General features: G+C 64.3%; 32 protein-coding genes and 1 pseudogene. 19 read left to right on the forward strand and 14 right to left on the reverse strand.

Annotation, left to right across the window (positions count from 1 at the left end):
- Positions 1-101: 101 nt before the first annotated feature.
- Together dapD and QM712_RS10905 are read right to left on the reverse strand one after the other, a co-directional pair.
- Positions 102-1,076 carry a 2,3,4,5-tetrahydropyridine-2,6-dicarboxylate N-succinyltransferase gene (dapD, locus tag QM712_RS10900; RefSeq protein WP_415023102.1) on the reverse strand — a complete coding sequence of 325 codons (975 nt, stop codon included), beginning with the start codon at positions 1,074-1,076 and terminating at the stop codon, positions 102-104.
- 90 nt (positions 1,077-1,166) lie between these two features.
- Complete coding sequence (locus QM712_RS10905) at positions 1,167-1,667, reverse strand: peptide deformylase (RefSeq protein WP_415023103.1); 501 nt, start codon at positions 1,665-1,667, stop codon at positions 1,167-1,169.
- A 77-nt stretch (positions 1,668-1,744) separates the two neighbouring features.
- On the opposite strand from QM712_RS10905, the gene QM712_RS10910 reads away from it, so the two are divergent.
- The gene (locus QM712_RS10910) at positions 1,745-2,329 is read left to right on the forward strand and encodes a TetR/AcrR family transcriptional regulator (protein WP_415023104.1); all 585 of its coding nucleotides are present in this window, start codon (positions 1,745-1,747) and stop codon (positions 2,327-2,329) included.
- Positions 2,330-2,586: 257 nt separating this feature from the next.
- On the forward strand, positions 2,587-3,165 hold the full coding sequence (locus QM712_RS10915) for a DUF308 domain-containing protein (protein WP_415023105.1): 579 nt from the start codon (positions 2,587-2,589) through the stop codon (positions 3,163-3,165).
- Positions 3,166-3,182: 17 nt separating this feature from the next.
- Here QM712_RS10915 and QM712_RS10920 read toward each other — a convergent pair whose 3' ends face one another.
- Complete coding sequence (locus QM712_RS10920) at positions 3,183-3,644, reverse strand: cupin domain-containing protein (RefSeq protein ID WP_415023224.1); 462 nt, start codon at positions 3,642-3,644, stop codon at positions 3,183-3,185.
- A 404-nt stretch (positions 3,645-4,048) separates the two neighbouring features.
- On the opposite strand from QM712_RS10920, the gene QM712_RS10925 reads away from it, so the two are divergent.
- The gene (locus QM712_RS10925; protein WP_415023106.1) at positions 4,049-5,269 is read left to right on the forward strand and encodes an MFS transporter; all 1,221 of its coding nucleotides are present in this window, start codon (positions 4,049-4,051) and stop codon (positions 5,267-5,269) included.
- 28 nt (positions 5,270-5,297) lie between these two features.
- Here the strand turns inward: QM712_RS10925 and QM712_RS10930 are convergent, their stop codons facing one another.
- Positions 5,298-5,693 (reverse strand): ester cyclase, encoded by a 396-nt coding sequence (locus tag QM712_RS10930; protein WP_415023107.1) that lies wholly within the window; start codon positions 5,691-5,693, stop codon positions 5,298-5,300.
- Between the two features lie 18 nt (positions 5,694-5,711).
- A complete protein-coding gene (locus tag QM712_RS10935; protein ID WP_415023108.1) occupies positions 5,712-6,602 on the reverse strand; it encodes a LysR family transcriptional regulator in 891 nt (296 codons plus the stop codon).
- A 109-nt stretch (positions 6,603-6,711) separates the two neighbouring features.
- Here QM712_RS10935 and QM712_RS10940 point away from each other — a divergent pair, with 109 nt between their 5' ends.
- Positions 6,712-7,458: an SDR family oxidoreductase gene (locus QM712_RS10940; RefSeq protein WP_415023109.1), complete on the forward strand. Its 747-nt coding sequence runs from the start codon at positions 6,712-6,714 to the stop codon at positions 7,456-7,458.
- Here the strand turns inward: QM712_RS10940 and QM712_RS10945 are convergent, their stop codons facing one another.
- The 3 genes from QM712_RS10945 to QM712_RS10955 all read right to left on the reverse strand — a co-directional run bounded on the left by QM712_RS10945 (position 7,459) and on the right by QM712_RS10955 (position 9,290).
- Positions 7,459-8,331, reverse strand: a complete 873-nt coding sequence (locus QM712_RS10945) for a GNAT family N-acetyltransferase (RefSeq protein ID WP_415023110.1) — start codon at positions 8,329-8,331, stop codon at positions 7,459-7,461.
- Positions 8,332-8,396: 65 nt separating this feature from the next.
- Complete coding sequence (locus tag QM712_RS10950) at positions 8,397-8,810, reverse strand: cupin domain-containing protein (protein WP_415023111.1); 414 nt, start codon at positions 8,808-8,810, stop codon at positions 8,397-8,399.
- 78 nt (positions 8,811-8,888) lie between these two features.
- A complete protein-coding gene (locus tag QM712_RS10955) occupies positions 8,889-9,290 on the reverse strand; it encodes an Ohr family peroxiredoxin (protein ID WP_415023112.1) in 402 nt (133 codons plus the stop codon).
- Between the two features lie 150 nt (positions 9,291-9,440).
- On the opposite strand from QM712_RS10955, the gene QM712_RS10960 reads away from it, so the two are divergent.
- On the forward strand, positions 9,441-9,908 hold the full coding sequence (locus QM712_RS10960; protein ID WP_415023113.1) for a MarR family winged helix-turn-helix transcriptional regulator: 468 nt from the start codon (positions 9,441-9,443) through the stop codon (positions 9,906-9,908).
- A 12-nt stretch (positions 9,909-9,920) separates the two neighbouring features.
- Here the strand turns inward: QM712_RS10960 and QM712_RS10965 are convergent, their stop codons facing one another.
- Entirely contained in the window at positions 9,921-10,274 is a 354-nt protein-coding gene (locus tag QM712_RS10965; protein WP_415023114.1) for an MmcQ/YjbR family DNA-binding protein, read from the reverse strand.
- 75 nt (positions 10,275-10,349) lie between these two features.
- Here QM712_RS10965 and QM712_RS10970 point away from each other — a divergent pair, with 75 nt between their 5' ends.
- From QM712_RS10970 to QM712_RS10995, 6 genes are all read left to right on the forward strand, one after another.
- On the forward strand, positions 10,350-10,901 hold the full coding sequence (locus QM712_RS10970) for a carboxymuconolactone decarboxylase family protein (RefSeq protein ID WP_415023115.1): 552 nt from the start codon (positions 10,350-10,352) through the stop codon (positions 10,899-10,901).
- A 117-nt stretch (positions 10,902-11,018) separates the two neighbouring features.
- Positions 11,019-11,633, forward strand: a complete 615-nt coding sequence (locus QM712_RS10975; protein WP_415023116.1) for a PadR family transcriptional regulator — start codon at positions 11,019-11,021, stop codon at positions 11,631-11,633.
- A gap of 20 nt (positions 11,634-11,653) precedes the next feature.
- A complete protein-coding gene (locus QM712_RS10980; RefSeq protein ID WP_415023117.1) occupies positions 11,654-12,301 on the forward strand; it encodes an O-methyltransferase in 648 nt (215 codons plus the stop codon).
- Between the two features lie 220 nt (positions 12,302-12,521).
- The gene (locus QM712_RS10985) at positions 12,522-14,186 is read left to right on the forward strand and encodes an acetolactate synthase large subunit (protein ID WP_415023118.1); all 1,665 of its coding nucleotides are present in this window, start codon (positions 12,522-12,524) and stop codon (positions 14,184-14,186) included.
- Between the two features lie 150 nt (positions 14,187-14,336).
- The gene (locus tag QM712_RS10990) at positions 14,337-14,678 is read left to right on the forward strand and encodes a Lin0512 family protein (RefSeq protein WP_415023119.1); all 342 of its coding nucleotides are present in this window, start codon (positions 14,337-14,339) and stop codon (positions 14,676-14,678) included.
- 6 nt (positions 14,679-14,684) lie between these two features.
- Positions 14,685-15,377, forward strand: a complete 693-nt coding sequence (locus tag QM712_RS10995) for a GNAT family N-acetyltransferase (RefSeq protein ID WP_415023120.1) — start codon at positions 14,685-14,687, stop codon at positions 15,375-15,377.
- A gap of 33 nt (positions 15,378-15,410) precedes the next feature.
- Here the strand turns inward: QM712_RS10995 and QM712_RS11000 are convergent, their stop codons facing one another.
- The gene (locus tag QM712_RS11000) at positions 15,411-15,941 is read right to left on the reverse strand and encodes a hypothetical protein (protein ID WP_415023121.1); all 531 of its coding nucleotides are present in this window, start codon (positions 15,939-15,941) and stop codon (positions 15,411-15,413) included.
- A gap of 246 nt (positions 15,942-16,187) precedes the next feature.
- Here QM712_RS11000 and QM712_RS11005 point away from each other — a divergent pair, with 246 nt between their 5' ends.
- From QM712_RS11005 to QM712_RS11035, 7 genes and pseudogenes are all read left to right on the forward strand, one after another.
- The gene (locus tag QM712_RS11005; protein ID WP_415023122.1) at positions 16,188-17,384 is read left to right on the forward strand and encodes a serine hydrolase domain-containing protein; all 1,197 of its coding nucleotides are present in this window, start codon (positions 16,188-16,190) and stop codon (positions 17,382-17,384) included.
- Between the two features lie 94 nt (positions 17,385-17,478).
- A complete protein-coding gene (locus QM712_RS11010; protein WP_415023123.1) occupies positions 17,479-17,688 on the forward strand; it encodes a DUF2892 domain-containing protein in 210 nt (69 codons plus the stop codon).
- Positions 17,685-18,206, forward strand: a complete 522-nt coding sequence (locus tag QM712_RS11015; RefSeq protein ID WP_415023124.1) for an RNA polymerase sigma factor — start codon at positions 17,685-17,687, stop codon at positions 18,204-18,206. Before QM712_RS11010 ends, QM712_RS11015 begins: the two co-directional genes overlap by 4 nt.
- Positions 18,207-18,209: 3 nt before the next feature.
- On the forward strand, positions 18,210-18,557 hold the full coding sequence (locus QM712_RS11020) for a carboxymuconolactone decarboxylase family protein (protein ID WP_415023125.1): 348 nt from the start codon (positions 18,210-18,212) through the stop codon (positions 18,555-18,557).
- A 68-nt stretch (positions 18,558-18,625) separates the two neighbouring features.
- Entirely contained in the window at positions 18,626-19,291 is a 666-nt protein-coding gene (locus QM712_RS11025) for a DUF429 domain-containing protein (RefSeq protein WP_415023126.1), read from the forward strand.
- Positions 19,292-19,407: 116 nt separating this feature from the next.
- A complete protein-coding gene (locus QM712_RS11030; RefSeq protein WP_415023127.1) occupies positions 19,408-19,551 on the forward strand; it encodes a hypothetical protein in 144 nt (47 codons plus the stop codon).
- Between the two features lie 101 nt (positions 19,552-19,652).
- Positions 19,653-20,356 (forward strand): annotated as a pseudogene (locus QM712_RS11035) (glutathione S-transferase family protein).
- A gap of 32 nt (positions 20,357-20,388) precedes the next feature.
- On the opposite strand, the gene QM712_RS11040 reads toward QM712_RS11035, so the two are convergent.
- From QM712_RS11040 to QM712_RS11050, 3 genes are all read right to left on the reverse strand, one after another.
- Positions 20,389-21,171 (reverse strand): sulfite exporter TauE/SafE family protein, encoded by a 783-nt coding sequence (locus QM712_RS11040; RefSeq protein WP_415023128.1) that lies wholly within the window; start codon positions 21,169-21,171, stop codon positions 20,389-20,391.
- 3 nt (positions 21,172-21,174) lie between these two features.
- Positions 21,175-21,807, reverse strand: a complete 633-nt coding sequence (locus QM712_RS11045) for a TetR/AcrR family transcriptional regulator (protein ID WP_415023129.1) — start codon at positions 21,805-21,807, stop codon at positions 21,175-21,177.
- A 207-nt stretch (positions 21,808-22,014) separates the two neighbouring features.
- Positions 22,015-22,386 carry a tRNA-binding protein gene (locus QM712_RS11050; protein WP_415023130.1) on the reverse strand — a complete coding sequence of 124 codons (372 nt, stop codon included), beginning with the start codon at positions 22,384-22,386 and terminating at the stop codon, positions 22,015-22,017.
- A gap of 113 nt (positions 22,387-22,499) precedes the next feature.
- On the opposite strand from QM712_RS11050, the gene QM712_RS11055 reads away from it, so the two are divergent.
- Complete coding sequence (locus QM712_RS11055; protein WP_415023131.1) at positions 22,500-22,859, forward strand: ArsC family reductase; 360 nt, start codon at positions 22,500-22,502, stop codon at positions 22,857-22,859.
- Positions 22,860-22,862: 3 nt separating this feature from the next.
- Here QM712_RS11055 and QM712_RS11060 read toward each other — a convergent pair whose 3' ends face one another.
- The gene (locus QM712_RS11060; RefSeq protein WP_415023132.1) at positions 22,863-23,510 is read right to left on the reverse strand and encodes a hypothetical protein; all 648 of its coding nucleotides are present in this window, start codon (positions 23,508-23,510) and stop codon (positions 22,863-22,865) included.
- Positions 23,511-23,653: the final 143 nt, after the last annotated feature.

Genomic DNA, 23,653 nt, shown 5'->3' on the forward strand with positions numbered 1-23,653 from the left:
GATATCGGCCGCCCTCGTGCAGACGCAGCAAGTGTCGTGATAGGCCGCGGAAGGCGACTTCGCTGCCGCGCCTCAACTGCCGCCGATGACGCCTTCGATCTCTAGCCGTGAAGTTGCGAGTTGAGGCCGTCCCAATTTGCCGTACGTCTGATTTTTGCCTCGAGAGCGCCGCTCTGGGAATTGCGGCGAAAAAGAAGGCCCTTCTGGCCCGAGAGATCCTTGGCCTTGAGCACTCGGCCATCTTCCAACAGGATGCGCGCGCCTGCCGTGACGTAGCAGCCCGCCTCGACGATGCAATCGTCACCCAGTGAAATGCCGATGCCTGCGTTGGCTCCGATCAGGCAGCGCTCACCGACTGTGATCTTCTCTTTGCCTCCTCCCGACAGCGTCCCCATGATCGATGCTCCACCACCGATGTCGCTGCCGCTTCCCACAACGACACCGGCGCTGATCCGGCCTTCGACCATGCACTGACCGAGCGTGCCTGCATTAAAATTGCAGAAGCCTTCATGCATGACGGTCGTGCCCGGCGCCAGATGGGCTCCGAGCCTGACGCGATCCGCATCGGCAATTCTCACATCCGCATGCGTCACATAGTCGGTCATGCGCGGAAACTTGTCCACGCCGGTGACCTCGAACGCGACGCCGCGCTTTCGCGCCACGATTCGCGCGTCCGTGACACGCGAGCATTCACAGGGCCCGAGTGTCGTCCAGGCAACGTTGGGCAACAGACCGAAGAGCCCTTCGAGGTTCACGCAATTCGGCTGGACCAGCCGGTGGCTCAGAAGATGGAGACGAAGATAGGCGTCGTGCACATCGGTCGGCGCAGAGGCGAGGGAGCCGATTTCCGTACGAACCGCAACGATGTCGACACCGCGGATGTCGTCGTGTCGCGCATATCCGTCTGCGGTCTCACCCAGCGATCCCTTGATCTGGTCGTTCGTCAGCCGGGTCGTCGCCGCCTTGTCGGCCTGCGCGACCAGGCGCACTTGAAGAAACCAGGAATCCAACACGCGGCCATCAGCGGCAATCGTCGCAAATCCCTCGCCGCTCGCGCCTCTCAGCTCCATCGTCATCCTCGTATCCCACACTGCGATCCTGTTCGCAGTGCATACGCGATTTCGCCGGGAAAGGGCAACTTCAATGAGTCCGCATCCTGGATCGTCCTACGGATTGCGCGACATCTTCTCGTATTTCTTCACCAGCCGTTCCCGCTTCAGTCGCGACAGCCGCTGGATCCAGAACATCCCGTCGAGCTGGTCGATCTCGTGCTGATGACAGACGGCGCGCAAGCCGTCCGATTCTTCGGTGTGCGTGTTGCCGTCGAGATCCCGATAGCTGATCCGCACCCGCGCGTGGCGCTGGACCTCGTCGTTGACGCCGGGCATCGAGACGCTGCCTTCGCGGTGCATGATCGTCTCGGCCGAAGCCCATTCGATCACGGGGTTGACATAGGTCTGCACACCCGCCTTGGAGTCCAGTTCGAGCACGACGATCCGCAGGGGCACGCCGACATGCGGCGCGGTGATGCCGATCCCCGGCGCGGCACGCATCGTCTCCAGCAGGTCGTTTGCAAGCTCGCGCAATGCGCCGTCGAACTCGGTCACGGGCCGTGCGGGCAGGGCGAGTCGGCGGTCGGGATAGCGGACGAGGGGGCGGATGGTCATGGAGGCGCTCCTACCACTCACGGATCGTTGAAGCACCTCATTCTTGACGGCCTACCAACTGGAAGGTAGAACGCTGCATGACCAATGTTTCCACGACGGCCGACGACATTCTGGCCTGCGCGCGCAGTTTGATCATCGCGGGCGGCTACAACGGCTTCAGTTACGCCGACGTGGCCGAAGTCGTCGGCATACGCAAGCCGAGCATCCACCACCACTTCGCCAGCAAGGTCGATCTGGTCCGGACCCTGGTGTCGCGCTACCGGGAGGAGGCCGACGCGGGGCTTGCCTCGCTCGAGCGCAACATCCCCGATGCGCGCGACCAGCTCAAACACTATGTCGCTTACTGGGAAGCCTGCATCACCGATGCGACGGCCCCCTTCTGCGTCTGCGCGCTGCTGGCCAGCGAGCTTCCGATCCTGCCCGACGAGGTGGCGCTCGAAGTTCGAGCTCATTTCCGATCGCTGGCTGCATGGCTGACATCGGTGATGGAGCGCGGCAAGCGCAAGGGACGGCTGCAGCTCTCCTCCGCAGCCCGCGTCGAGGCTGAAGCGTTCATGGCGACCATTCACGGTGCGATGCTGTCGGCCCGCGCTTATGGCGATCCAAAAATGTTCGGCGTCATCACCGGACCGCTGCTGGATCGGCTGACCGCAAAGCACTGAGCGATGTCGGCGCGATGATGACGACACGATGGAGAGACCGTCGTCTGCCCGGCCTTGATGGTTCGAGACGGCCGCCCGCGGCGGGCTCCTCGCCATGAGGGTTTGAGATCTTATCCGCGCGGCGGGCCTCGACGGACCGCCGCAGGCAAGCGTCCCGCCACGTCTGCTTTCATGTGCGTCACTCCGCAAGTGACCCGGGTGAAGGCGATGTCGCGGCGCATAGACTACCAACTAGTAGGTACATGAAAGGAATGACGATGGCGCATCATCAAATGGATCTCGGCCTGGTCGATCGCAAGCGATGGCTGAAGCAATACTACTTCCTGCGTGCGGCGTTCTCTGTCGCCTGGGTCGTCGCTGCATTTTCGGTCGGACTGTCTTCTCCGCTCGTCGCCGGCGCATTGCTCATCCTCTATCCGGCATGGGACGCGGCGGCGAATCTGGTGGATGCGCTGCGCAGTGGCGGTTTGACGAGAAACAGCACGCAGGCGCTGAATGTCCTGGTGAGCCTTGCGACCACTGTCGCGGTGCTTCTCGCCTTGCAGATGAGCATGAACCGGGTGCTCGGGGTGTTCGGAGCCTGGGCGATCCTGGCCGGTTTGCTCCAGCTCGGAACGGCGCTCCGGCGCTGGCGCAGTCATGGCGCGCAGTGGGCCATGGTGCTCAGCGGCGCGCAGTCGGCGTTGGCCGGCGGCTTCTTCATCGTGCAGGTGTCGAAGCCCGCGACTCCGTCGATTGCGGACGTTGCGGGCTATGCTGCGGTCGGCGCGCTCTATTTCCTGGTCTCGGCGATCTGGCTCGCCGTCGGCGAGTGGCGCCGGCGCGCGGCGGTTTGAGATGTCACCGCTTTCGTTCAAATATCCGGATAGGGCGTGCCGTCCTTGTGCACGAACCGGCCGTCGGAATTGGCGCTCTTCATGTCGATGTCGGAGCAGGTGGTCATGTCGTCGGGTGAGCGCGAGCCGACTTCGAGATAGACCGCCGCGGTTTCCGACCGGTTGATCATGTGGTGGCCGTTGCCGGTGCCTTTCGGAAAGGCGGCGCAGTCGCCCGCACGCAGCACGGTTTCGCCGTCGTCCTCGATCAGCGTGAGCTCGCCTTCGAGCACGTAGACGAATTCGTCCTCGTGCGAGTGCCAATGCCGCTGGCTGGACCAGTTGCCCGGCGGCAGGCGCATCAGGTTGACGCCGAAGTCCGACAGGCCTCCGGCATTGCCGAGCCGCTTGCGGATGCGATCGGCACAGGGCGCGCTGAAGGGCGAGGGATAGCCGGAGCCCTTGCGGGCAGGGACTGCGGCAACGTCGATCTTCGGCATGGATGCTTCCCCGGGGTTTTTCGGCGGCAATTGTGCCGTGCGGTCGGGCCATCGCGGTTGCAGCGCATCGTCGGACATGGTTCCAGTCCTCGACGTGATCGTGAGGCCGAGGAGGGCGATGGCGGATGCGATGTAATGGACGATCACGCTCCAGATGGTCCCGAGCCTCGACGGGATCAAGATCAGTGCGATGATGACATCGTGCCGGTGTTTTGCCCGACGTGTCAAATCGAACGCCGGCGGCGTCGAGCTGCGTGCCGGCGGCGGCCTTCTACTGTGCATGGGGTTGTTTTCGAGATTTTTGCCGGCGGGTCGCAAAGGCGCGCCGCAAAATCGTCACGGCGCTGTCGGCCCGCGCAGTTCCCATTCGTCTTGCATCCAGACAGATCTGACGGGAGACCAAAATGACCTCTTCCAACTATCGCTGGGTGATCGTTGCTGCCGGCGGCCTGCTTGGCTGTGTCGCGATCGGCGGCATGTTCTCGCTGCCGGTGTTCCTGCAGCCGATTGCGAAGGACACCGGCTGGTCGGTGACCGGCATCTCCAGCGCGATGACCGTCGGCTTTCTCGCCATGGCCTTCACCAGCATGGCCTGGGGCACGCTGACCGACAGGTTCGGGCCGCTGCCGGTGGTGCTGACGGGATCGACGGTGCTGGCCTTGAGCCTGTTCGCGGCGAGCCACGCGACCTCGCTGCTGGCGTTCCAGTTCGTGTTCGGCCTTCTGGTTGGCGCGTCCTGCGCGGCGATCTTCGCGCCGATGATGGCGACCGTTACGGGCTGGTTCGACACCCACCGCAGCCTCGCCGTGTCGCTGGTCTCGGCCGGCATGGGCATGGCGCCGATGACGATGTCGCCGCTTGCCGCATGGCTCGTCTCGAACCATGACTGGCGTATCTCGATGCGTATCATCGCGCTGGTCGTCGGCGCCATCATGATCCCGTTGTCGCTCTTGATACGCCGTCCGCCGGCGCTCGTGCACGCAGCGGCCGCGCCCACGGGCGAGGGGGCCGCGCAGGCGGAGATGTCGATGGGCGAAGCGCTGCGCTCGCCGCAATTCCTGATCCTGCTCGGCACCAATTTCTTCTGCTGCGCCACCCATTCCGGTCCGATCATCCACACGGTGAGCTACGCCGTGAGCTGCGGCATTCCGCTGATCGCCGCGGTGACGATCTACAGCGTCGAGGGGCTCGCCGGCATGGGAGGCCGCATCGCCTTCGGCCTGATGGGAGATCGCTTCGGCGCCAAGCGCGTGCTGGTCTCGGGCCTGTTCGCGCAGGCGTTCGGCGCGCTCGCCTATGTGTTCGCGCACCAGCTCACCACGTTCTACGCGGTCGCGGCCATCTTCGGCTTCATCTATGCCGGCACCATGCCGCTCTATGCGGTGCTGGCGCGGGAGAACTTTCCGTTGCGGATGATGGGCACGGTGATCGGCGGCACGGCGATGGCCGGCAGCCTCGGCATGGCGACGGGACCGCTCGCGGGCGGACTGATCTACGACGCGTTCTCGAGCTACGCCTGGCTCTACATCGGCTCCTGGGCGATGGGCCTCGGCGCTTTCCTGATGGCGATGACCTTCCGCCCGTTCATGAAACGGCAAGGCGAGGCGGCGCCGGCGACGGCGTGAATTCACGCCGTTCGGTGGTCCGTGCCGGCTAGGGCTTTTCGAGCTGTGCCTCGATCGCCGCCTTGTCGATCACGGACCATACCTGGCGGATTTTTCCGTCGCGGAACTCGTAGAACACGTTCTCGCAGAACGACACACGCCTGCCGTTCACGGCGAGTCCCATGAATGTGCCGACCGGCGTGCAATCGAACGCCAGCCGCGCGGCGATGCGCGGCGGTTCGGAGATCAGGAATGCGATGTTGAAGCGCAGGTCCGGTATCTCGCGAAAATCCTGTTCCAGCATCGCGCGATAGCCGGCGAGCCCGAGCTGCCGCGCGTTGTGGATGGCCTCGTCATGGACGAATTGGCCGAGCGCCGTCCAGTCCTGCCGGTTCAGGCACGCGATGTAGTCGCGGTAGATGTCGGCAAGCTCGGCTTCCGGCATCGCAGGCTCCTTGGCAGATCAGGCCGGTCGCCGCAGATGCTCGACCAGCGCACGCAGTTTCGGGGCAACGTTGCGACGGCTCGAATAATAGAGATAGAACCCGGCGAAGACGGGGCAATAGTCTTCCAGGATCGGCACCAACTCGCCGCGCGCGATGGCGGGTCGGAAGCTCGCCTCCATGCCGAAGGTGATGCCTGCACCGGCGATGGCCAGCTTGATCATCAGGGCCATGTCGTTGGTCGTGATTTCGGGCGCGACCGCGACGCTGAACTCCTTGCCGTCGTCCGCGAACTCCCAGCGATAGGGCGCGACGCCGGGCGCCGGCCGCCATCCGATGCAGCGAAGGGCGGCAAGTTCCGACGGATGCGACGGAATGCCGAAGCGGTCGCGGAAGGCCGGTGCGCACACCGCGAGCTGCCGTTCGTCGCCGGCGATCGGCACCGCGATCATGTCCTGCTCGATGACTTCGCCGAGCCGGACCCCGGCGTCATAGCCGGCGGCGACGATGTCGAACTCGGCGTCGGTCACGGTGATGTCGAGCTGCACCTCCGGATTGGCCTCGGCAAAGCCCGCGAGCAACGGCCCGGACAGAAAATGTTCGGCGATCGAGGAGACCGCCAGACGCAGCAGCCCGCGCGGGCGTCCGCGTAAGCTCTCCGTGTTGCCGAGCGCGGCGCGCATGTCGGCGATCGCAGGCGAAATCTCCGCATTCAGCCGTTCGCCGGCCTCGGTCAGGCTGACGCTTCGGGTCGTGCGCTGGACCAGCGCGATTCCGAGGCCTTCCTCCAGTCGCCGGACGGTCTGGCTGACGGCCGAGCGTGTCACACCGAGCCGGTCGGCGGCGGCACGAAAGCTCCGCTCTTCGGCCACCAGCGCAAACACGGCGAGGGCGTTGAGGTCTGGTTCCATTGGTTAGAAGGACTTGCCGGGCTGGTTAGGGACTGTCGTCTTATCATGACAATGGCCGAGGTCCATCTTCCGCGCATCGATCCCCCGAAGCGATCCGGAAGGACCCACCATGCCTCTCGACAAAGTCATTCTCATCACCGGCGCCTCCAGCGGCATTGGCGCCGGCATCGCGCGCGAACTCGCCGGCGCCGGCGCCAAGGTCCTGCTGGGCGCGCGGCGCGTCGATCGGCTCAAGGATTTCGCGGCTGAGCTGAATGAAGCGGGCGGAACGGCGCTGGCACATCCGCTCGACGTGACGGACCGCGCCAGCGTCGACGCTTTCGCCGGCGCGGCGCGCGGCGTCTGGGGCCGCATCGACGTCATCGTCAACAATGCCGGCGTGATGCCGTTGTCGCTGATGGCTTCGCTCAAGGTCGAGGAGTGGGACCGGATGGTCGACGTCAACATCAAGGGCGTGCTCTACGGAATCGCGGCCGTGCTGCCGGAGATGGTGGCGCGCGGCTCCGGACACGTGATCAACATCGCATCGATCGGTGCGCTCAGCGTGTCGCCGACCGCCGCGGTCTATTGCGCGACGAAACATGCGGTGCGGGCGATCTCGGACGGACTGCGCCAGGAGCACGACAACATCCGCGTCACCTGCATCCATCCCGGTGTGGTCGAAAGCGAGCTCGCCGACACCATTACCGATCCCGTGGCGGCGGAGGCGATGAAGACCTACCGCGCCATCGCGCTTCAGCCTGACGCCATCGCGCGCGCGGTGCGCTATGCGATCGCTCAGCCCGATGACGTTGACGTCAACGAGATCGTCGTGCGCCCGACGCGCGCCGCATCGATTGCCGTCGATCCTAAATGATCACAGCCGTTTCTCGAAGAACAGGTCGGGATAGGGATCGTCGTTGAAGCGCGGGATCTCGGTCCAGCCGGTGGTGCGGTAGAGCTGGCCGGCCTCGGGCAGCGCGCTGTTGGTGTCGAGCCGCAGCAGCGCGATGCCGATCTCGCGTGCGGTATCTTCGGCCGCGTCCATCAGGCGCCGGCCGAGCCGCAGGCCGCGCGCGGCAGGCGCGACCCACAGCCGCTTGATCTCGGCATAGCCGCGATCCGTTCCCTTCAGCCCGACGCAGCCGATCGGCAGCGTGTCTGACATTGCCACGAGGAATGTTCCGCGCGGGCGCCGCATGTCCTCGGCGTCGGGATCGCGCGACAGCTTGACGTCGAAGCCCTGCCTGAAGCGGCGGCCGAGTTCGGCGTAGTATTCGCCGAGGCAATAGCGCGCCGTCTCGTCCTGCGGATCCATCTCGGTCAGCACGACGCGATCGCGCGTCAGCGCGGATGCGACCATGTCCATCGCCGCAAGCAGCATGTCGCGTTGCGAATGGCGGCCGAGAAAGTCTTCCGCCTGCGCGTTGGACAGCGCCTCATAGGCGTTGAACTCGCGCCGGCCCGTACGCGTCAGCTTGGCGACACGGCGGCGGGCGTCCTCGTCATGTGCCGCGGTCTCGATCAGGCCTTCGTCCTCGAGGCCGCGCAGGAGACGGCTCATCAGCCCAGAGTCGAGCCCGAGATAATCGCGGATTTCCGCCACGTCGGAGCGTCCATGCCCGATCGCGTTGAGCACGCGCGCTGCGCCGAGCGGCCGTCCGCGCCCGAGAAACGAGGTATCGAGGGCGCCGACGGCCGAGGTCACGGCACGGTTGAAGCGGCGGACGCGCGAAACGGGGTCGAACATGATATCTGACTTTAGTCAGATATCATGCCAAGATCAATCACAACGATCAATCTTGACGGCCGCGATCACTTCACAAGCGTCAATAGCGGCTTGCCCTTGGCGACGATATAGGTCGCGAGCTCGCTCGCGGTGTCCTGGCCGACGTTCTTCGCCGCATGCACGGTGCCGGCCGGGATGAACAGAACGTCGCCCGCCTTCAAAATCACCGGCGGCTTGCCGTCGACGTCGTACTCGATGGCGCCCGCAAGCACGTAGATGATCTCCTCGCCGGGGTGAGTGTGCCGGCCGAATGCCACGCCGGGAGCGAGGTCGACGCGGACCTGCACGGCCTCGCGGCCGGGCGTGCTGAGGTCGTGCCGTTGCAGATCGGTGCGCGTGACGCCCGCCTGCGCTGCCGCTGCCGGAAGAGTGTAGATGTTCGCCGCGAGCAGAACCGCGCTCGACAGCACTCGAAGGGTCTGCAGATAACGATGGCTCATGGTCAGCTCAGTATGGTCGATCGATCGATGGTCCGCGTCGCGGGTCCGGCCGATGCAGGCCGGCCCGTGTCGCACCGTTCAGACGAGGGTCGTGGTCACTTCGATGTTGCCGTGCACAGCCTTGGAATAGGGGCAGATGCCATGCGCTGCCTCGATCAACTCCTGCGCAACCGCCCGGTCGACACCTGGGACGCTGACGTCGAGACGCGCGCGCAGGAAGAAGCCCCCACTGGCATTGTTCAGGTCGATCGCGGTATCGACCGACGGCTCGCTCGGCAGCGTAACCTTGCGCTGGGCGGCTGCCAATCCGAGTGCGCCGAGGTAGCAGGCGGACCAGGCCGCCGCGAACAGGTTTTCGGCGGCGGGGTGCGGCTGGGCGAGCTTGATGTCGACGAAGCCGTCGCTGGAGCGCGCGGCGCCGTCAGGGCCGGAAGTGACGTGGGTCTTGCCGGTAAACAGAACTTTCGCAGCGGAAGTCATGGGCATATTCCTTGGCTCAAGTTATATTAGATCGCATCCGAGTTAATCGGGTGCGGCTGAAATAAGCCCGGCTGCCGCCTGGTCAAGCCCTTCCGATTTAATCGCACACGATTTATATGGTGGACCAGATCACGAATTGCGGAGGTTCCCGTGGCCCGTAAACCCAAACCTGCCGGAAAAGGCCGAAAACTTTCGAGTTTTCTGTGCTTTGCGGTCTATTCGGCCAATCTCGCCTTCGGCCGGGCCTACAAGCCGCTGCTGGACAAGGTCGGATTGACCTACACCCAGTACATCGCCCTGGTGGCGTTGTCGGACGAGGATGAGCAGACCGTCAGCGCGCTCGGCGAAAAGCTGTTCCTGGAATCCAACACGCTGACGCCCATCCTCAAGAAGCTCGAGCAGACGGGATACATCAGGCGCCACCGCGATCCCGCCGACGAGCGGCAGGTCCGGGTGAGTCTCACGCCCGATGGACACAAGCTGGTCGAGCAAGGGCTCAGCGGGTCCCTCGTCAAGGCGACGGGCCTCGGTGACGATTTTCCGGTGGTGCAGCAGACGGTGAGTCGTTTGCGCGACAATCTCCTGCGCAACACCGGGCTCGCAAAGAACAAGTCTTGAGGCGGCTCGCGCTCAGTCCAGCTCCAGGGATTTGCGCGACTTGCGCGTGAGCTTTGCCGCGATCAGCGCATGGGCCTGCGCCAGGTAGGCGGTGAGTTCTGCATCGGGCAGAGCGTTGTTGCTGACGAGCTGCACCCATTTGGCGCGCGCGAGGTAGGGCGCGGGTCGTGCGAGGCCGTGTTCGATCAGCATTGCGTAGGCCATGTTCGAGACTTTGAACATGTAGCCGCCGGACCGCGCGGCGAACCCGCCGCCAAGTGCGAACATCTTGCCGCCGACCTTGAACACGGAAGTGCCCTCCCACTGCACCACCTTGGTAACGGCGGGCAGGCGCAGGCAGCGTGCTTCAAACGTCTTCGGAGTCATGCGGCCGCGGCTACGGAACGGGACACGCGCGCGCCGTTGTGGCAGCATGTGGTGTCCAACCGGGGATGAAATGTCATGTCGCGAGTTTCGATCAAGACCAGGGACGATCTGCCTGAGACGCTGAAGCCGCTGTGGGACAAGATGGCTAGCTACGGTGCCTTCGAGAACCAAGCCGGTGTCATGGCGCATCGGCTCCCGATCTTCAAGCACATGTGGTCCCTGCTGGTCGATCTCGCGAGCGAAGGTCTGGTCTCGAAACGCCATCTGGAGCTCGCACTGGTCACGGTGTCGTTGCTCAACAAGTGTGACTACTGCGTCTCGCACCATGCGCCCAAGTTGGCGGTGCAGGGCGTCTCGGAGGAGGGGGCGGCGCGCCTCGTCGACTACAGCGATCACCCGGAGCTCGATGAACTCGACAAGCTCGTCGTCGAATATTCCATCGCCGTCACGAACAACTGGAACAAGACCCGCGACGAGATCTTTGGCCGCCTGCGCGCGCATTTCTCCGAAGCGCAGATTGTCGAGCTGACGTGGCGGATCGCGCTCTGCGGCGCCTTCAACCGCTTCAACGACATCCTCCAGATCGAGGTCGAGCATGGTGTGCCGCATAGCGAAGCGGCGGAGTGAGCGCTGGCGCGGCTCCCTCGGCGGGTCTCCTTCGCTGTCCGATCACGGATTTGTGGGTTGCGATCTTACTATCTCAAATAATATCGTAAGATATGTTTTGAGAAGGAGACGTAAGATATGTTCCACAATCGGGACGAAAGGGACTTCCGGTTCATGCTTGCGATGGGCCGGCACGGCGGAGGACGCCGCTTTGGTCGTGGCGGGCACGGCTTTTTCGGGCGCGGCGGCGGCGGCGATTTTCCGGGCGCGCGGCGGCTGTCCTCCGAGGATCTTCAGCTCGTCATCCTGGCGCTGCTCGCCGAAAAGCCCGCGCACGGCTACGAGCTCATCAAGATTGTCGAGGAACGCTCGGATGGCTTCTACACGCCGAGCCCGGGTGTGATCTATCCGGCTCTGACCTACCTCGAAGAGGTCGGGCATGCCAGCGTCGAGCAGGATGGCGGCCGCAAGCTCTACAGCATCACGCCGCAGGGCGAGGCGCATCTCTCGGCGAACCACGCGACTGCGGAGACGATCCTTCAGGCGTTGACGCGCATCGGGCGCCGCATGGACGAGGTCCGCGAGGCCTTTGCCGGCGTCAGCGATCTCGACGGCGATGCATCGGACGAATTGCACCGCGCCCGCCACGGTCTGAAGCGCGCGCTGCGCAGCAAGCACGGCTGCGATTCCGCCGAGGCGCGGCGTGTCGCCGGGATATTGGACCGCGCCGCGGCCGAAATCCTCGGCAAGTGACGCTTCAAGGACGCAGCAGCATGACGAATGAGCAATGGCATGGCCCGATCGGGGATCCACGCATCAACGCCGTGATCGCGCGCATGCACGGCGCGCGGCAGCGGCCTCCGGGTGGCGGCCCGCGCGGATCGTTCAACAGCCGCGATCCGCACGCCTATGTCGAGCAGGGCTTCTCGATCCATCCCGAACAGGGCGAACTGATCTACATGCTGTGCCGCGGCCTGCGCGCCACGCGCGTTGCCGAGTTCGCAACCTCGGTCGGCATGTCGACGCTCTATTTCGCGGCGGCCATGCGCGACAATGGCGGTGGGATCGTGATCGGATCGGAGATCGTGCCGGCGAAGGTCGAAACCGCAAGGCGCAACCTCGCAGAGGCGGGTCTGTCGGACTACGCCGAGATCCGCGAGGGCGACGCGCGGAAAACGCTGCGCGATCTCGGTGGCCCCGTCGACTTCATCCTGATCGATGGCTGGCCGCGGGAGGACGGACCCTCGCTGGCGCGGGAGGTGATCGAGATCGTCGCCCCCCAGCTTCTCGTCGGCGGTTACGTCATGAACGACAATGCCGAGCCGGACTACCTTGCCTTCATCCGCGATCCCGGGAACGGCTTCGTCTCGATGACGCTGCCGCTCAAGGGCGGCACCGAACTGTCGTTGAAGGTGCGGTGAGCCGTCGCGCATCGGCGTAAAATTCTGCTCTCGCAGCCCGGAATTGCTCCGGGCAGCGAGAGCTTGCAATGTGCCCGGACCATGAACCTCTCACCGGAGGTCGGAACCAACATGATCATCCGTGTCCGACGCGCCGCATTGTGAGTTGTACCGAACCGACAGGCAGCTACCATGCATCCGCTCCCCGACAACGGGAGTTGCACAGTGAGCGGGAGGCGGCATGAGCGGAGAGGCACGTACGGCAAAGGGGTCGGATCTGTTCGTCGCGGCGCTGGAAAATGAAGGCGTCGATCGCATCTTCGGCATTCCCGGTGAGGAAAACCTCGATCTGGTGGAATCGCTGCGCACCTCCAGAATTGAATTGATCCTGACCCGCCATGAACAGGCCGCCGCCTTCATGGCTGCCACGCATGGACGGTTGACGGGCAGGCCCGGCGTTTGTCTTTCGACGCTTGGTCCCGGCGCGCTGAACCTGTCGACAGGCGCGGCCTATGCGCATCTTGGTGCGATGCCGATGATCCTGATCACCGGCCAGAAGCCGATCATGAGCAGCCGGCAGGCACGCTTCCAGATCGTCGACGTCGTCGCGACCATGAAGCCGCTCACCAAGCTGTCCCGGCAGATCGTCAGCGCCTCCAGCATTCCGACCGTGGTGCGCGATGCCTTTCGTGTGGCGATGGAGGAGCGGCCCGGACCGGTGCATCTCGAACTGCCCGAGGACATCGCGGGCGATGAAGTGCCTTCTGTTCCCGTGATCCCGATCCATCCGATCGAAATCCCCGTTGCCCATGGCATGGCGCTCGACGCTGCCGCCGCGATGATCCTGGCGGCGAGGCGTCCGTTGGTGATGATGGGGGCGGCCACGAGCCGGCCGCACTCAACCCACGGAATCGCCAGATTCGTGCGGCGGACCGGCATTCCGTTCTTCACGACGCAAATGGGGAAGGGCACCGTCCCCGGCGGCACCAATCTCTACATGGGCACCGCCGCGCTGTCCGAGCGCGACTACGTCCATGACGCGATCGATGCGGCCGACCTGATCGTCGCGATCGGCCATGATCCCGTCGAGAAGCCGCCCTTCATCATGGGCCCTGCGGGTCCGAAGGTGATCCACGTCAGCTATACGCCGGCAAGCGTCGAGCAGGTCTATTTTCCCGATGCGGAGGTCGTCGGCGACGTCGGCCCGAGCCTCGAATTGCTGGCCGATCGCGTCGAAGGCAAGTTGCCGCAAGCGGCCGCGCTGCTGCCGCTGCGCGAGACGATCCTCAGCCACATCGCCGATCGCGCGACCGAGGCGCGCTGGCCGCCGACGCCGCAGCGCATCGTGCACGACGTCCGCCAGGTGATGCCGGAGAACGGCATCGTCGCGCTCGACAACGGCATGTACAAGATCTGGTTCGCGCGCAACTACCGGACCCGTGTCGCCAATACGCTGCTGCTCGACAATGCGCTGGCAACGATGGGCGCCGGTCTGCCGTCGGCCATGATGGCCGCGATGCTCCATCCCGACCGTCGTGTGCTCGCGGTCGCCGGCGACGGCGGCTTCATGATGAACAGCCAGGAGATGGAAACGGCCGTCCGCCTCAAGCTCAATCTCGTGGTGCTGGTGCTCGAGGATCACGCCTACGGCATGATCCGCTGGAAGCAGGCCGTCGATCGCTTCGCCGATTTCGGCATGACGTTCGGCAATCCCGATTTCGTCACCTACGCGAAGGCCTATGGCGCCAAGGGGCATCGCATCGAAAGTATAGATAGCTTCGGTCCGACGCTGGATGCGGCCTTCAGGGACGGCGGCGTGCACCTCGTCTCGATCCCGGTCGACTATTCGGAGAACGTGCGGGTGCTGGTCGACGAACTGCGGGCGCACGAGAAGACAAAGGCGTAGTTTGCCTGAAACCGTCGCGAACACCGTGAATTGCCGTGCTCGCGGTGGCGGACGCCGCGATTGCGCCCAGCAAAATGCCACAACCGTGCTTGTGTCGCGATCATCGATCGCAGACAATCGCGATCATCCAATCAACGACAGGACTGAAGCATGACCCGCGTTCGCTGCATTACCGAGATGGGGATGGGCGTCGACGTCCACGGCAAGGACGCCACCAAGGCGGCCAAACGCGCGGTGTCGGACGCCATCAGGCATTCGAGCTTGGGGTTCTTCCGGATGATCGGAAAAACCGCGAACGACATGTTCGTCGACGTGACGGTCGCCGTGCCCAATCCGGAAGCCGTCGACAAGGATGCCGTGGCCAAGGAGCTGCCCTACGGAACGGTCACGGTGAACGCGGTGAAGGGTGGACTCGAGATTCCGGCCGAGCAAGGCAGTGATGCCATCATCATCGCCAATGCCGCCGTCATTGTCAGCTTCGACAAGGAATAGGATCCGGTGTCGGACAGCGATCTGACGCTGCTGGATCGTCCGATCTGGAGCGCGTTGACGACGCGCCAGAAGGCGTTGGCGGAAGGCGGGCCGCAAGCACTGCGCTATCCCGTGGCGATGACACCGTTCGCCGACATGGTGGACATGTCGGCGTCAAGCTTTGCCGCGCTGCATGATCTCCTGTCGGGTTCGGAGGCTGCGGCGCTGTTCACGCTCGCCCCGGTCGCTCCACCCGCAGGCTTCAAGATCGTCATGGCGGAGACCGGAGAGCAGATGATCGGCTCGCCGGCTGAAAGTGCACTCCATGGCGCCGAGATCGTCAGGCTCGGTGCGAGCGACGTCCCTGCCATGGTGGCGTTGACCGCGTTGACCAGGCCCGGGCCGTTTGCCGTTCGAACCCACGAGCTCGGTACGTTCCTCGGCATCCGTGCCGGTGATGAACTGGTCGCGATGGCCGGAGAGCGCATGAAGCCCGGGCGTTTCACCGAGATGACCGCGATCTGCGTGCATCCCGCACATCGTGGACGGGGCTACGCGCAGGCGCTGCTCGCGGCCATCGCGCGCCAGATCGAGGCGCGTGGGGAAATTCCATTCCTGCACGTGTTCTCGAACAATGCGTCGGCGATCGCACTCTACGAGCGGCAGGGAATGCGCATTCGCCGCCGCCTGCACGTGACCGTGCTGATGAAGCAGGAGTAGGGCCGCGCCATCGCGAGGACGTGGCCACGAAGGTCAGGTCTGGTAGTCGACGAGCAGCGAACTCGATGCCGACGAAGCCGAATTGGTGCCGCTGGAGCTGTAGGAGGTCGACTGGCTGGTCGCGCTCTGGAGCAGCGAGATCAGCTCCTTCATCAGGTCTGCGGTGCTGGCGGACGAGGAGCTCGACGAAGACGTGGAATCCGTGCTGCTCGAGCTGTCGCTGCTTCCATCCGGCGGAGGCGGAGCGCCGGCTCCATTGGAGAACGTATTGGCGAACACGTTCTTCAGCTCGCTGGCCTGGTCGCTGGTCAGCTTGCCGCTCGACACCTCGTTCTGGATGAGGTCGTCGATCTTGGACTGCATCTCGTCGGGCGAAGGAGGCGTCGAGGAGCTCGAACTCGATCCGCCGCTCTTGAGCGCCGAGTCGATGTCGTCAAGCGCGGACGAAAGCGCCGACTCGTCGCTCGAACTGATAGTGCCCGCCGAAACCTCCTTGGTGAGCTCGCTCTTGAGCAGGTCGAGCGGGGAATAAGAACTGGTCGATGTCGCAGAGATCGATGTCATTGCCGGTCACCCCTGATGATGTTGAAGATACGCCTAACATGGGTGTGAGGCTAAAGGTCGCGCGCTTAACGAGGTCTTGCCGGGACAGTTGCAGCGCTTTTCGCTCTGTTGCTCGCTCCGGAATGAACACGCGGCGAAACAAAAATGCGAGACTTGCCTCAGCCTCGAAGGTTTCGCGTGGACAGGCTTCCCTGCCGCCGATTCGGCGTTATATCCATCTCAACCAGTTCGGGGAGGAGACAATTCATGGATGCCAGGACGACAAACAAGTCGCAGGATTTTTCCGCCGTGCGGACGGCGATGCAACGGTACGTCGATCAGGACATCGTCCCCGGCGTGTCCTGGGCAGTGATGCATGGCGACGAGGTCGTCGACCAGCAATGTGTCGGCTTTGCCGATCGCGAAGCCGGGACGGTGCTGCAGCCCGACCATATCTTTCGCGCGTTCTCCAACACCAAGATCTTCGTGACCTGCGCAATCATGCTGCTGGTCGAGGAAGGCCGCATCGGGCTCGATGATCCCATCGAGATGTTCCTGCCGCAGCTCGGCCACCGCAAGGTGCTGAAGCAAGGAGCTTCGAGCCTTGCCGATGTCGAGCCGGCGAACGGCCCCATCACGATCCGGCAATTGCTGACCCACACGTCGGGTCTCAGTTACGGCATCTTCGATCCAGGAACGGTGCTGTTCAAAGGCTATAACGACGCACGCGTGCTCAATCCGCTGACGCCGCTGACCGACATGATCGACAAGCTCGCCGATCTGCCGCTGTCTTATCATCCCGGCACGTCCTGGGAATATTCGGTGGCGACCGACGTGCTCGGCCGCGTCGTGGAGGTCGTCTCGGGAAAGCCGCTCGATGCCTTCTTCAAGGCGCGCATCTTCGATCCGCTCGGCATGACGGATACGGGCTTCTTCGTGCCTGAGGCGCAGCAGGGCAGGCTGGTCGCGCACTACACCGGCGCCGACGTGCTCGATCCGATGAAGCCCGGGCTCACTCGCGCCGACAACCTGCCTTACCCGCAGGCCTATCGCCGGCCACTCCCGCGGCTGTCGGGCGGCGGTGGTCTGGTTTCGACGTTGCCGGACATGCTTGCGCTGATGCGCGCCCTGGTGCGCAGTCCGGACGGGCTGCTGAAGCCGGAGACGCTGCGGCAGATGATGACTAACCAGCTGCCAGCGGGCCAGACCATCCGTTTCGCGAACCTCGGGCCGATGCCCGGCAAGGGCTTCGGGCTCGGCGGCGCCGTGACTTTCGCCCCGATGCCGTTCGATCCTCCGAACTCGACAGGCGAATTCCAGTGGGGTGGCCTGGCCGGCACGCATTGGTGGATCTGCCCGCAGGCCAATACCGCCGGCGTGCTGATGGCGCAGCGCCATATGGGCTTCTGGAATCCGTTCTTCTTCGAATTCAAGCGTCTGGCCTATCAGGCTATCGGAGGCTGACCGCAAAAAATTGCAGGCGCCCGCGAATCCTTTTCGGCCATCGCGCCCTCTTGGTGATCGAGGCACTCCGCCTCGGCCCATCCCGGAGGATATGATGGCATTTTACAGGAAGAACATCGGCGGCCTGCACCAGGCGGCGCGGGTCGCCGCAGGGCTTGCGACGGCGGTCGCGGCATTGGTGTATCTGACCGGCGCGGCGGCATGGCTGGTCGCGCTCGGCGGGAGCGCTTTCGCGCTGACCGGCCTCGTCGGCTATTGCCCGATGTGCGCGGTGGCGGGCATCGGGCGGGGAGGCATGTCGTGAGCACGGCCGCGATCTCACCCAATCTGTTCGAGGCGGCGCGGCTCGGCGATCCCCACGCGATCGTCCGCCTGCTTGAAACGGCGCAGCCCGACATTCGCCGATACGCCCGCGCCACCTGCCGCAGTTCGGCGGACGCCGAAGATGCCGCGCAGGAAGCGCTGTGGATCCTGTCCCGCCATGTCGGGTCGATCCGTTCGCTGCTTGCGGTCTCGGCGTGGCTCTTCAGCGTGGTCCGGCGCGAATGCCTGCGGCTGGCGCGCAAGGCGGGTCTTGCGCCTTCGATCGACGAGAGCGAGGCGGAGGCCGCGTTGCTGTCGCGCCCCGAGGCCGATTTGCGGCTCGATGTCGCCGCTGCCTTCGAGGCGCTTCCGCCGCATTACCGTGAGGTAGCGCTGATGCGCGATGTCAAGGAAATGACCATCGAGGAGATCGCCGTCGCGCTCAATGCATCAAGGCAGACCGTGAAAGCTCGCCTGCATCGTGCTCGCGCCCTGATGCGCGAATATCTGACGAGATGAAACATGACCGGCTACCAAACCCCTGACGACCTGAAGTCGATCCCGGCCTTCGTGACGCTCGCGCCGGTCGAGGCCAATGCGTTCCTTGCGTTCAACCACGCGGTCGAACGCAAGGACGGACTGATCCCGCCGAAATATCGCGAACTGATCTCGCTCGCGGTCGCGCTCACCACGCAATGCGCCTATTGTCTCGACGTGCATACGGCGCAGGCGGCGAAGGCAGGAGCGACACGCGAGGAAGTGGCGGAAGCCGCCCTGATCGCTGCTGCCGTCCGCGCCGGCGGCACGCTCGGCCACGCATTGCTGGCGCAGCGTCTGTTCGAGCGCCATCGAGACGGGAAGGCGACATGATGGGTGGGGGCGGGAGGTAACGGCCTCCCGCCCATCATCGATACCGGCGTGCAGAATGGAAGTCTGGTTTGCCAAATTATCTCGGCCTCGACGGATTTCGCTTCGGCTGGGTTGCGGCCTGGATCGACGATCGCGGCGATCATGGGTTCGACTACGGACCGGACCTGACGCGGTTGCTCGCGATGCCGCATGCGCGCGCGATGATCGACATGCCGATCGGGTTGAACAGGAGCGGCTACCGAACGTGCGACCTGCGCGCCCGCGAGCTGGTCGGCCCTGCCGTGTTTCTCGGCGCGCGCCGGGATCTCTGGACGTTTCCCGACATGACGACGGCCAACCGCCACTATTGGGAGCACGAGGGCAAGGGCAGGGGCGTGTCGGCGCAGCTCTGGAACATCAGGGACAAGATCAGGGACGTCGACGCAATCATGACGCCGGCCCGACAGGCGATCGTCGGCGAGGCACATCCGGAATTGATCTTCTGGAATTTGTCGGGGCAGGCCCGGCTCGCGAGGAAGACGTCGGCGGAAGGCCGCGAGCAGCGCATCGCGCTGCTGCAGCAACGCGGCTTTGCGCGCCTGACGACATGGCTGACCCTGCGCCATGGCACCGGCATCGGCCGCGACGATCTCATCGATGCCTGCGCCTGCGCGGTCGCGGCGCGCGACAGCAGCCGGCGCGTCGGCGGTGACGAGATCGACCCCCGCGGCTTGCGAATGGAGATCAATTATTAAGGCCGCCGGCTGTGTGGCTGAGATCGGGAAAAAACGGCAATTTCTTTGACGCGCGCAGGAACCGTGGTGGCCGGCCTGCGTTCACCGTGCGAACCGATGACGAGGAAGTCCGCACGATGAATGATGTCAGCCAACTCGCGACCGCAATGCTCGCGCTTGTCTTCACCGGAGCATTGATCGTCACGGGGCAGTTCTTCATCGAGCAGCGCGCGAAACGCGACGCGGTCTATGCCGTCAGTCATCTGCTGCGGCCGCTGTGACCGGGCATCGCGGGAGGACATGGGTGTAGCCACCTCCCGGTCTTGCGCCATGCTCCGGCTCGCCTAGATTAGGCGGCATTCCACGAAAAGCCGGGGTTCCGATGTCCGACCTGTCCTCCTTTGCCATCACCAAGCGCTGGCCGGCCACACACCCGGAGTTGCTCCAGCTCTATTCGTTGCCGACGCCGAACGGCGTCAAGGTCTCGATCATGCTGGAGGAGATCGGACTCCCTTACGAGGTTCATCTCGTCGATTTCGGCAAGGACGACCAGAAGACGCCGGAATATCTCTCGCTCAATCCGAACGGCAAGATTCCGGCGATCCTCGATCCCAACGGTCCCGGCGGCAAGCCGCTGGCGCTGTTCGAGTCGGGTGCGATCCTGCAATACCTCGCGGAGAAAACCGGCAAGCTGCTGCCTCAGGACGCGGCGCGCCGCTATCAGGCCATCCAGTGGGTGCATTTCCAGATGGGCGGCATCGGGCCGATGTTCGGCCAGGTCGGCTTCTTCCATAAATTCGCGGGGAAGGATTTCGAGGACAAGCGGCCGCTGGAGCGTTATGTGGCCGAGTCCGCGCGTCTGCTCGGCGTCATGGACACGCATCTCGCCGGGCGGCAATGGTTCATGGACGACGATTACACCATCGCCGATATTTCCTGCTCGGCTGGGTGCGCAATCTGATCGGCTTCTACGGCGCCGGCGATCTCGTCGGCTTCACGAAGTTCGCGGCGGTCGCGGCCTGGCTTGACCGCGGGCTGGCGCGTCCGGCCGTGCAGCGCGGGCTCAACATTCCAAAGCGTCCGTGAGGCTGGAGCTTGATGCGCGAGCCCATCGCGCTTCAGTTCAGCGCCTTGTATGTCATGAACAGCGCCATCAGCGAGACGAAGCCGATCATCATCTGCCGCAATAGTTGCTTGCTGACACCGTTGGCAAGGCGCGCGCCGAGATCGGTGCCGACCCACAGGCCGGCGACGATGCCGATGATGGCCGGCCAGCCGGCCATGAGCCCCTTGCTCCAGTAGATCCAGGCCGACGGGATGTTCGTCGGGATGACCGAGAACATGAGGCTGACCAGTTGCGCCTGATGCTGCGGCACCCGCAGGCCGGCGGCGAGGCCGACCGTGATCGCAAGGCCGCCGCCGATGCCCATGAAGCCGGAGGAGAAGCCGGCAAGCATGCCGATGAGCAGCAGCGGCAGCCACGGCAACTCGCGTCGATCATCGGCCTCGCCGGTCCCATCCTTCTTCTCGCCGCGCAGAGCCAGCGCCGCGAGCAGCGCAACGAGGTAAAGGGCGTAGGTCCATTGCAGGAATGAATCAGACACGGCGGCCGCGGCATAGCCTCCGCTTATTCCGCCAGCGAGAAATCCAACTCCGATCCAGACGATCCACGCCAGAGGGCTGTGATTGCCGCTTTGCCAGTAGCGGCGCACGCCGGCGAGGCCTGTCGGCGGTATCTGCGCGATCAGCGACGTACCCTGGGCGACATGCTGTTCGGCGCCGAGAAGCAGCACGCTGAAGATCACGAGGCCGCCGCCCGGGCTGGTCCCCATGAAGCCCGATGTCAGCCCTCCGACGAGGCCAACGCCGAGACCTGCAAGCAACTCGTGGATCTCTGACATCGCTCACGTCCTGGTTCGTCGCCGGATATCCGGCCTTGTCGTCCGGAATCCGTCGATCACGCCCGCGACCGCGGCCATGCAGGCGGCCACGTCGAAAGCCTGGCCCCAGCACTTCTGCAGCACGAACCCCTGGAAGATCGCGATCAGCACGCGCGCGATCGCGTCGGCATCGAGGTCGCGCCTGAGCAGGCCGTCGTGCTGGCCGCGCTCGACCAGCGCGACGATTAGGGCGCGCGGCATGTCGATGCCCTCGATGACGCTGCTGCGGACGCGCTGGTTGCGCAGGGCTTCGGCCCAGCCATGAATGCCGACGCGCCGCCGTGCATCGCCGGCGGGATCGACGAGCCATTGCGCGTAGACCCGCGTCAGCGCGTGAAGGCCCTCGATCGGATCGCCCGATCCCTGCGCGACCGAGTTGAGCACGGCTTCGCGGCGATGGCGGTCGTCGGCGAGCGCCTCGATCAGGTCGTCCTTGCTCTGGAAATAGAGATAGACCGCGCCGTGGCTCAGCCCGGACCGTTTCACGATGTCGGCCATGCCGGTCTGGTGAAAGCCTTCCTCTGAGAAGCAGGCGAGGGCGGCTTCGAGAATCTGCTGCCGCCGGCCTTCGCGTTTCGTCTCGCTGATCTTGGGCATCGCGGCCGTTCCCCAAATAACTGACAGATCGATCGTTTTGGCGTTTGCCGAACTCAACGATTACGGCAGGCGCAATAAATAAAAAACGATCAGTCAGTCATTTTTAAACCGCGGCCGGGTTTTGGTCAAGTCCGGGTGGCCGTTGGCACGGGAAACAGAAGGATCCGGCGACGAGCGGGCCGGCAGCCGGACCCTGATCAGGCGCGGCTAGAACAGCCGTCCGCCGTTCGGCACGGGCTTGCTCGGCTGCACCAGCACGACCTTGCCCTCGGCATCGGGGAAGCCGAGCGTCAACACTTCCGACACGACCGGTCCGATCTGGCGGGGCGGGAAATTGACGACAGCCGCGACCTGTTGTCCGACCAGGGTTTCGAGCGGATGGTTCTCGGTAATCTGTGCCGAGCTCTTGCGCACGCCGATCGCCGGACCGAAGTCGATCCAGAGGCGAAAGGCCGGCTTGCGCGCTTCCGGAAACGGCTTGGCATCGACGATGGTGCCGACGCGGATGTCGACCGCCAGGAAACTGTTGAAGTCGATGGTCGGTGCCGCCGGAGCGGCGGAGTCGTGGGTCACGTGCATGGTCTGTCCGTTCAGGGATTTCGCGGCATCGCTTGGAATATTGTGGCGCGAGCCAGAGTTTCGTACAACGCCGCGGCCGACGTAACACGCAAAGCATGTGCGAGGAACCGGACTTGCCCAACATCATCTACGGCATCAAGAACTGTGACACCATGAAGAAGGCGCGTACGTGGCTGGATAGCCATGGCATTGCCTATGAGTTTCATGACTACAAGACGGCAGGTGTCGAGAAGGACAAGCTGAAGCAGTGGAGCGACAAGCTCGGCTGGGAGACGCTGCTCAATCGTGCCGGCACGACCTTCAAGAAGCTGCCCGATGCGGACAAGGAAGGCCTGACCGAGAAGAAGGCGCTGGCGTTGATGCTGGCTCAGCCGTCGATGATCAAGCGGCCGGTCCTTGAGGTCGGCAGCAAGCTCCTGGTCGGCTTCAAGCCGGACATCTATGCCAAGGAAGTCGGCGCCAAGTCGCGTTGACGGCTAGTTCAACTCGATGATCTCGGCGGTGACGCCGGGCGCGGGTTGATCGGCGAACTCGATCACGTCGGCGTCCGCGATCCGGTGGGGCGTGCGATGAAAGAGGTCGCGATCGATCACGGTTCGCAGCTTCGGACGCGGCGGCGCGTCATTTCCGCGCATCAGATTCTTGATCTCGAAACCGCCGTCCTCGCAGAACGTCTTGAGCGAGGCGATGATGTGGCAGACCTTGCCGTCGGTCAGAAAGGGCAGCAGCAGTCGCTCGTACGCGACGACGCGACCGTAGATGTCGTCGACGTCGGCAATGCTGTAGACCGGAAGTCCGCGTGCCACGCATTCGTAGTAGACCGGCATCACGAAAGGCACCAGCTGGGCCCCGATGTATTCCTCGAGTGAGGCGCCCTTGCCGGTATGTCCGTAGGCGCGCGAGATGCGCGTCCCTTCGCTCTGAATGATGAGGCGAGGCGGCGATACGGACGTATCCACCGTATAATAAATGAGATCGGAAAGCTCTTCCTCGAGCCGCGTCGGCTGATACTCCCAGATCGCCGGTGCAGTCTGCTGGCGCGCATAGAGCCGCAGCCAAGTGTTCAGGAGATCACGCTGCTTGATCGACTTGACGACGGACGGAGCGGCGCTTGAGAAATCCAAAACAATATTCCCGACCCTGTGAAAACCCGCGCATGATCTCTGCCGCGGGAAAATTTTCTATGAAGGCTGGTGTGCCGGGCGAAAGACCGTTAACGACGGCTTGATGACCGGTGCCGCGACAGCCGCCAGGCCGGGCAGGGCGA

It is taken from the genome of Bradyrhizobium sp., from assembly GCF_047605465.1.
Taxonomy (GTDB): domain Bacteria; phylum Pseudomonadota; class Alphaproteobacteria; order Rhizobiales; family Xanthobacteraceae; genus Bradyrhizobium.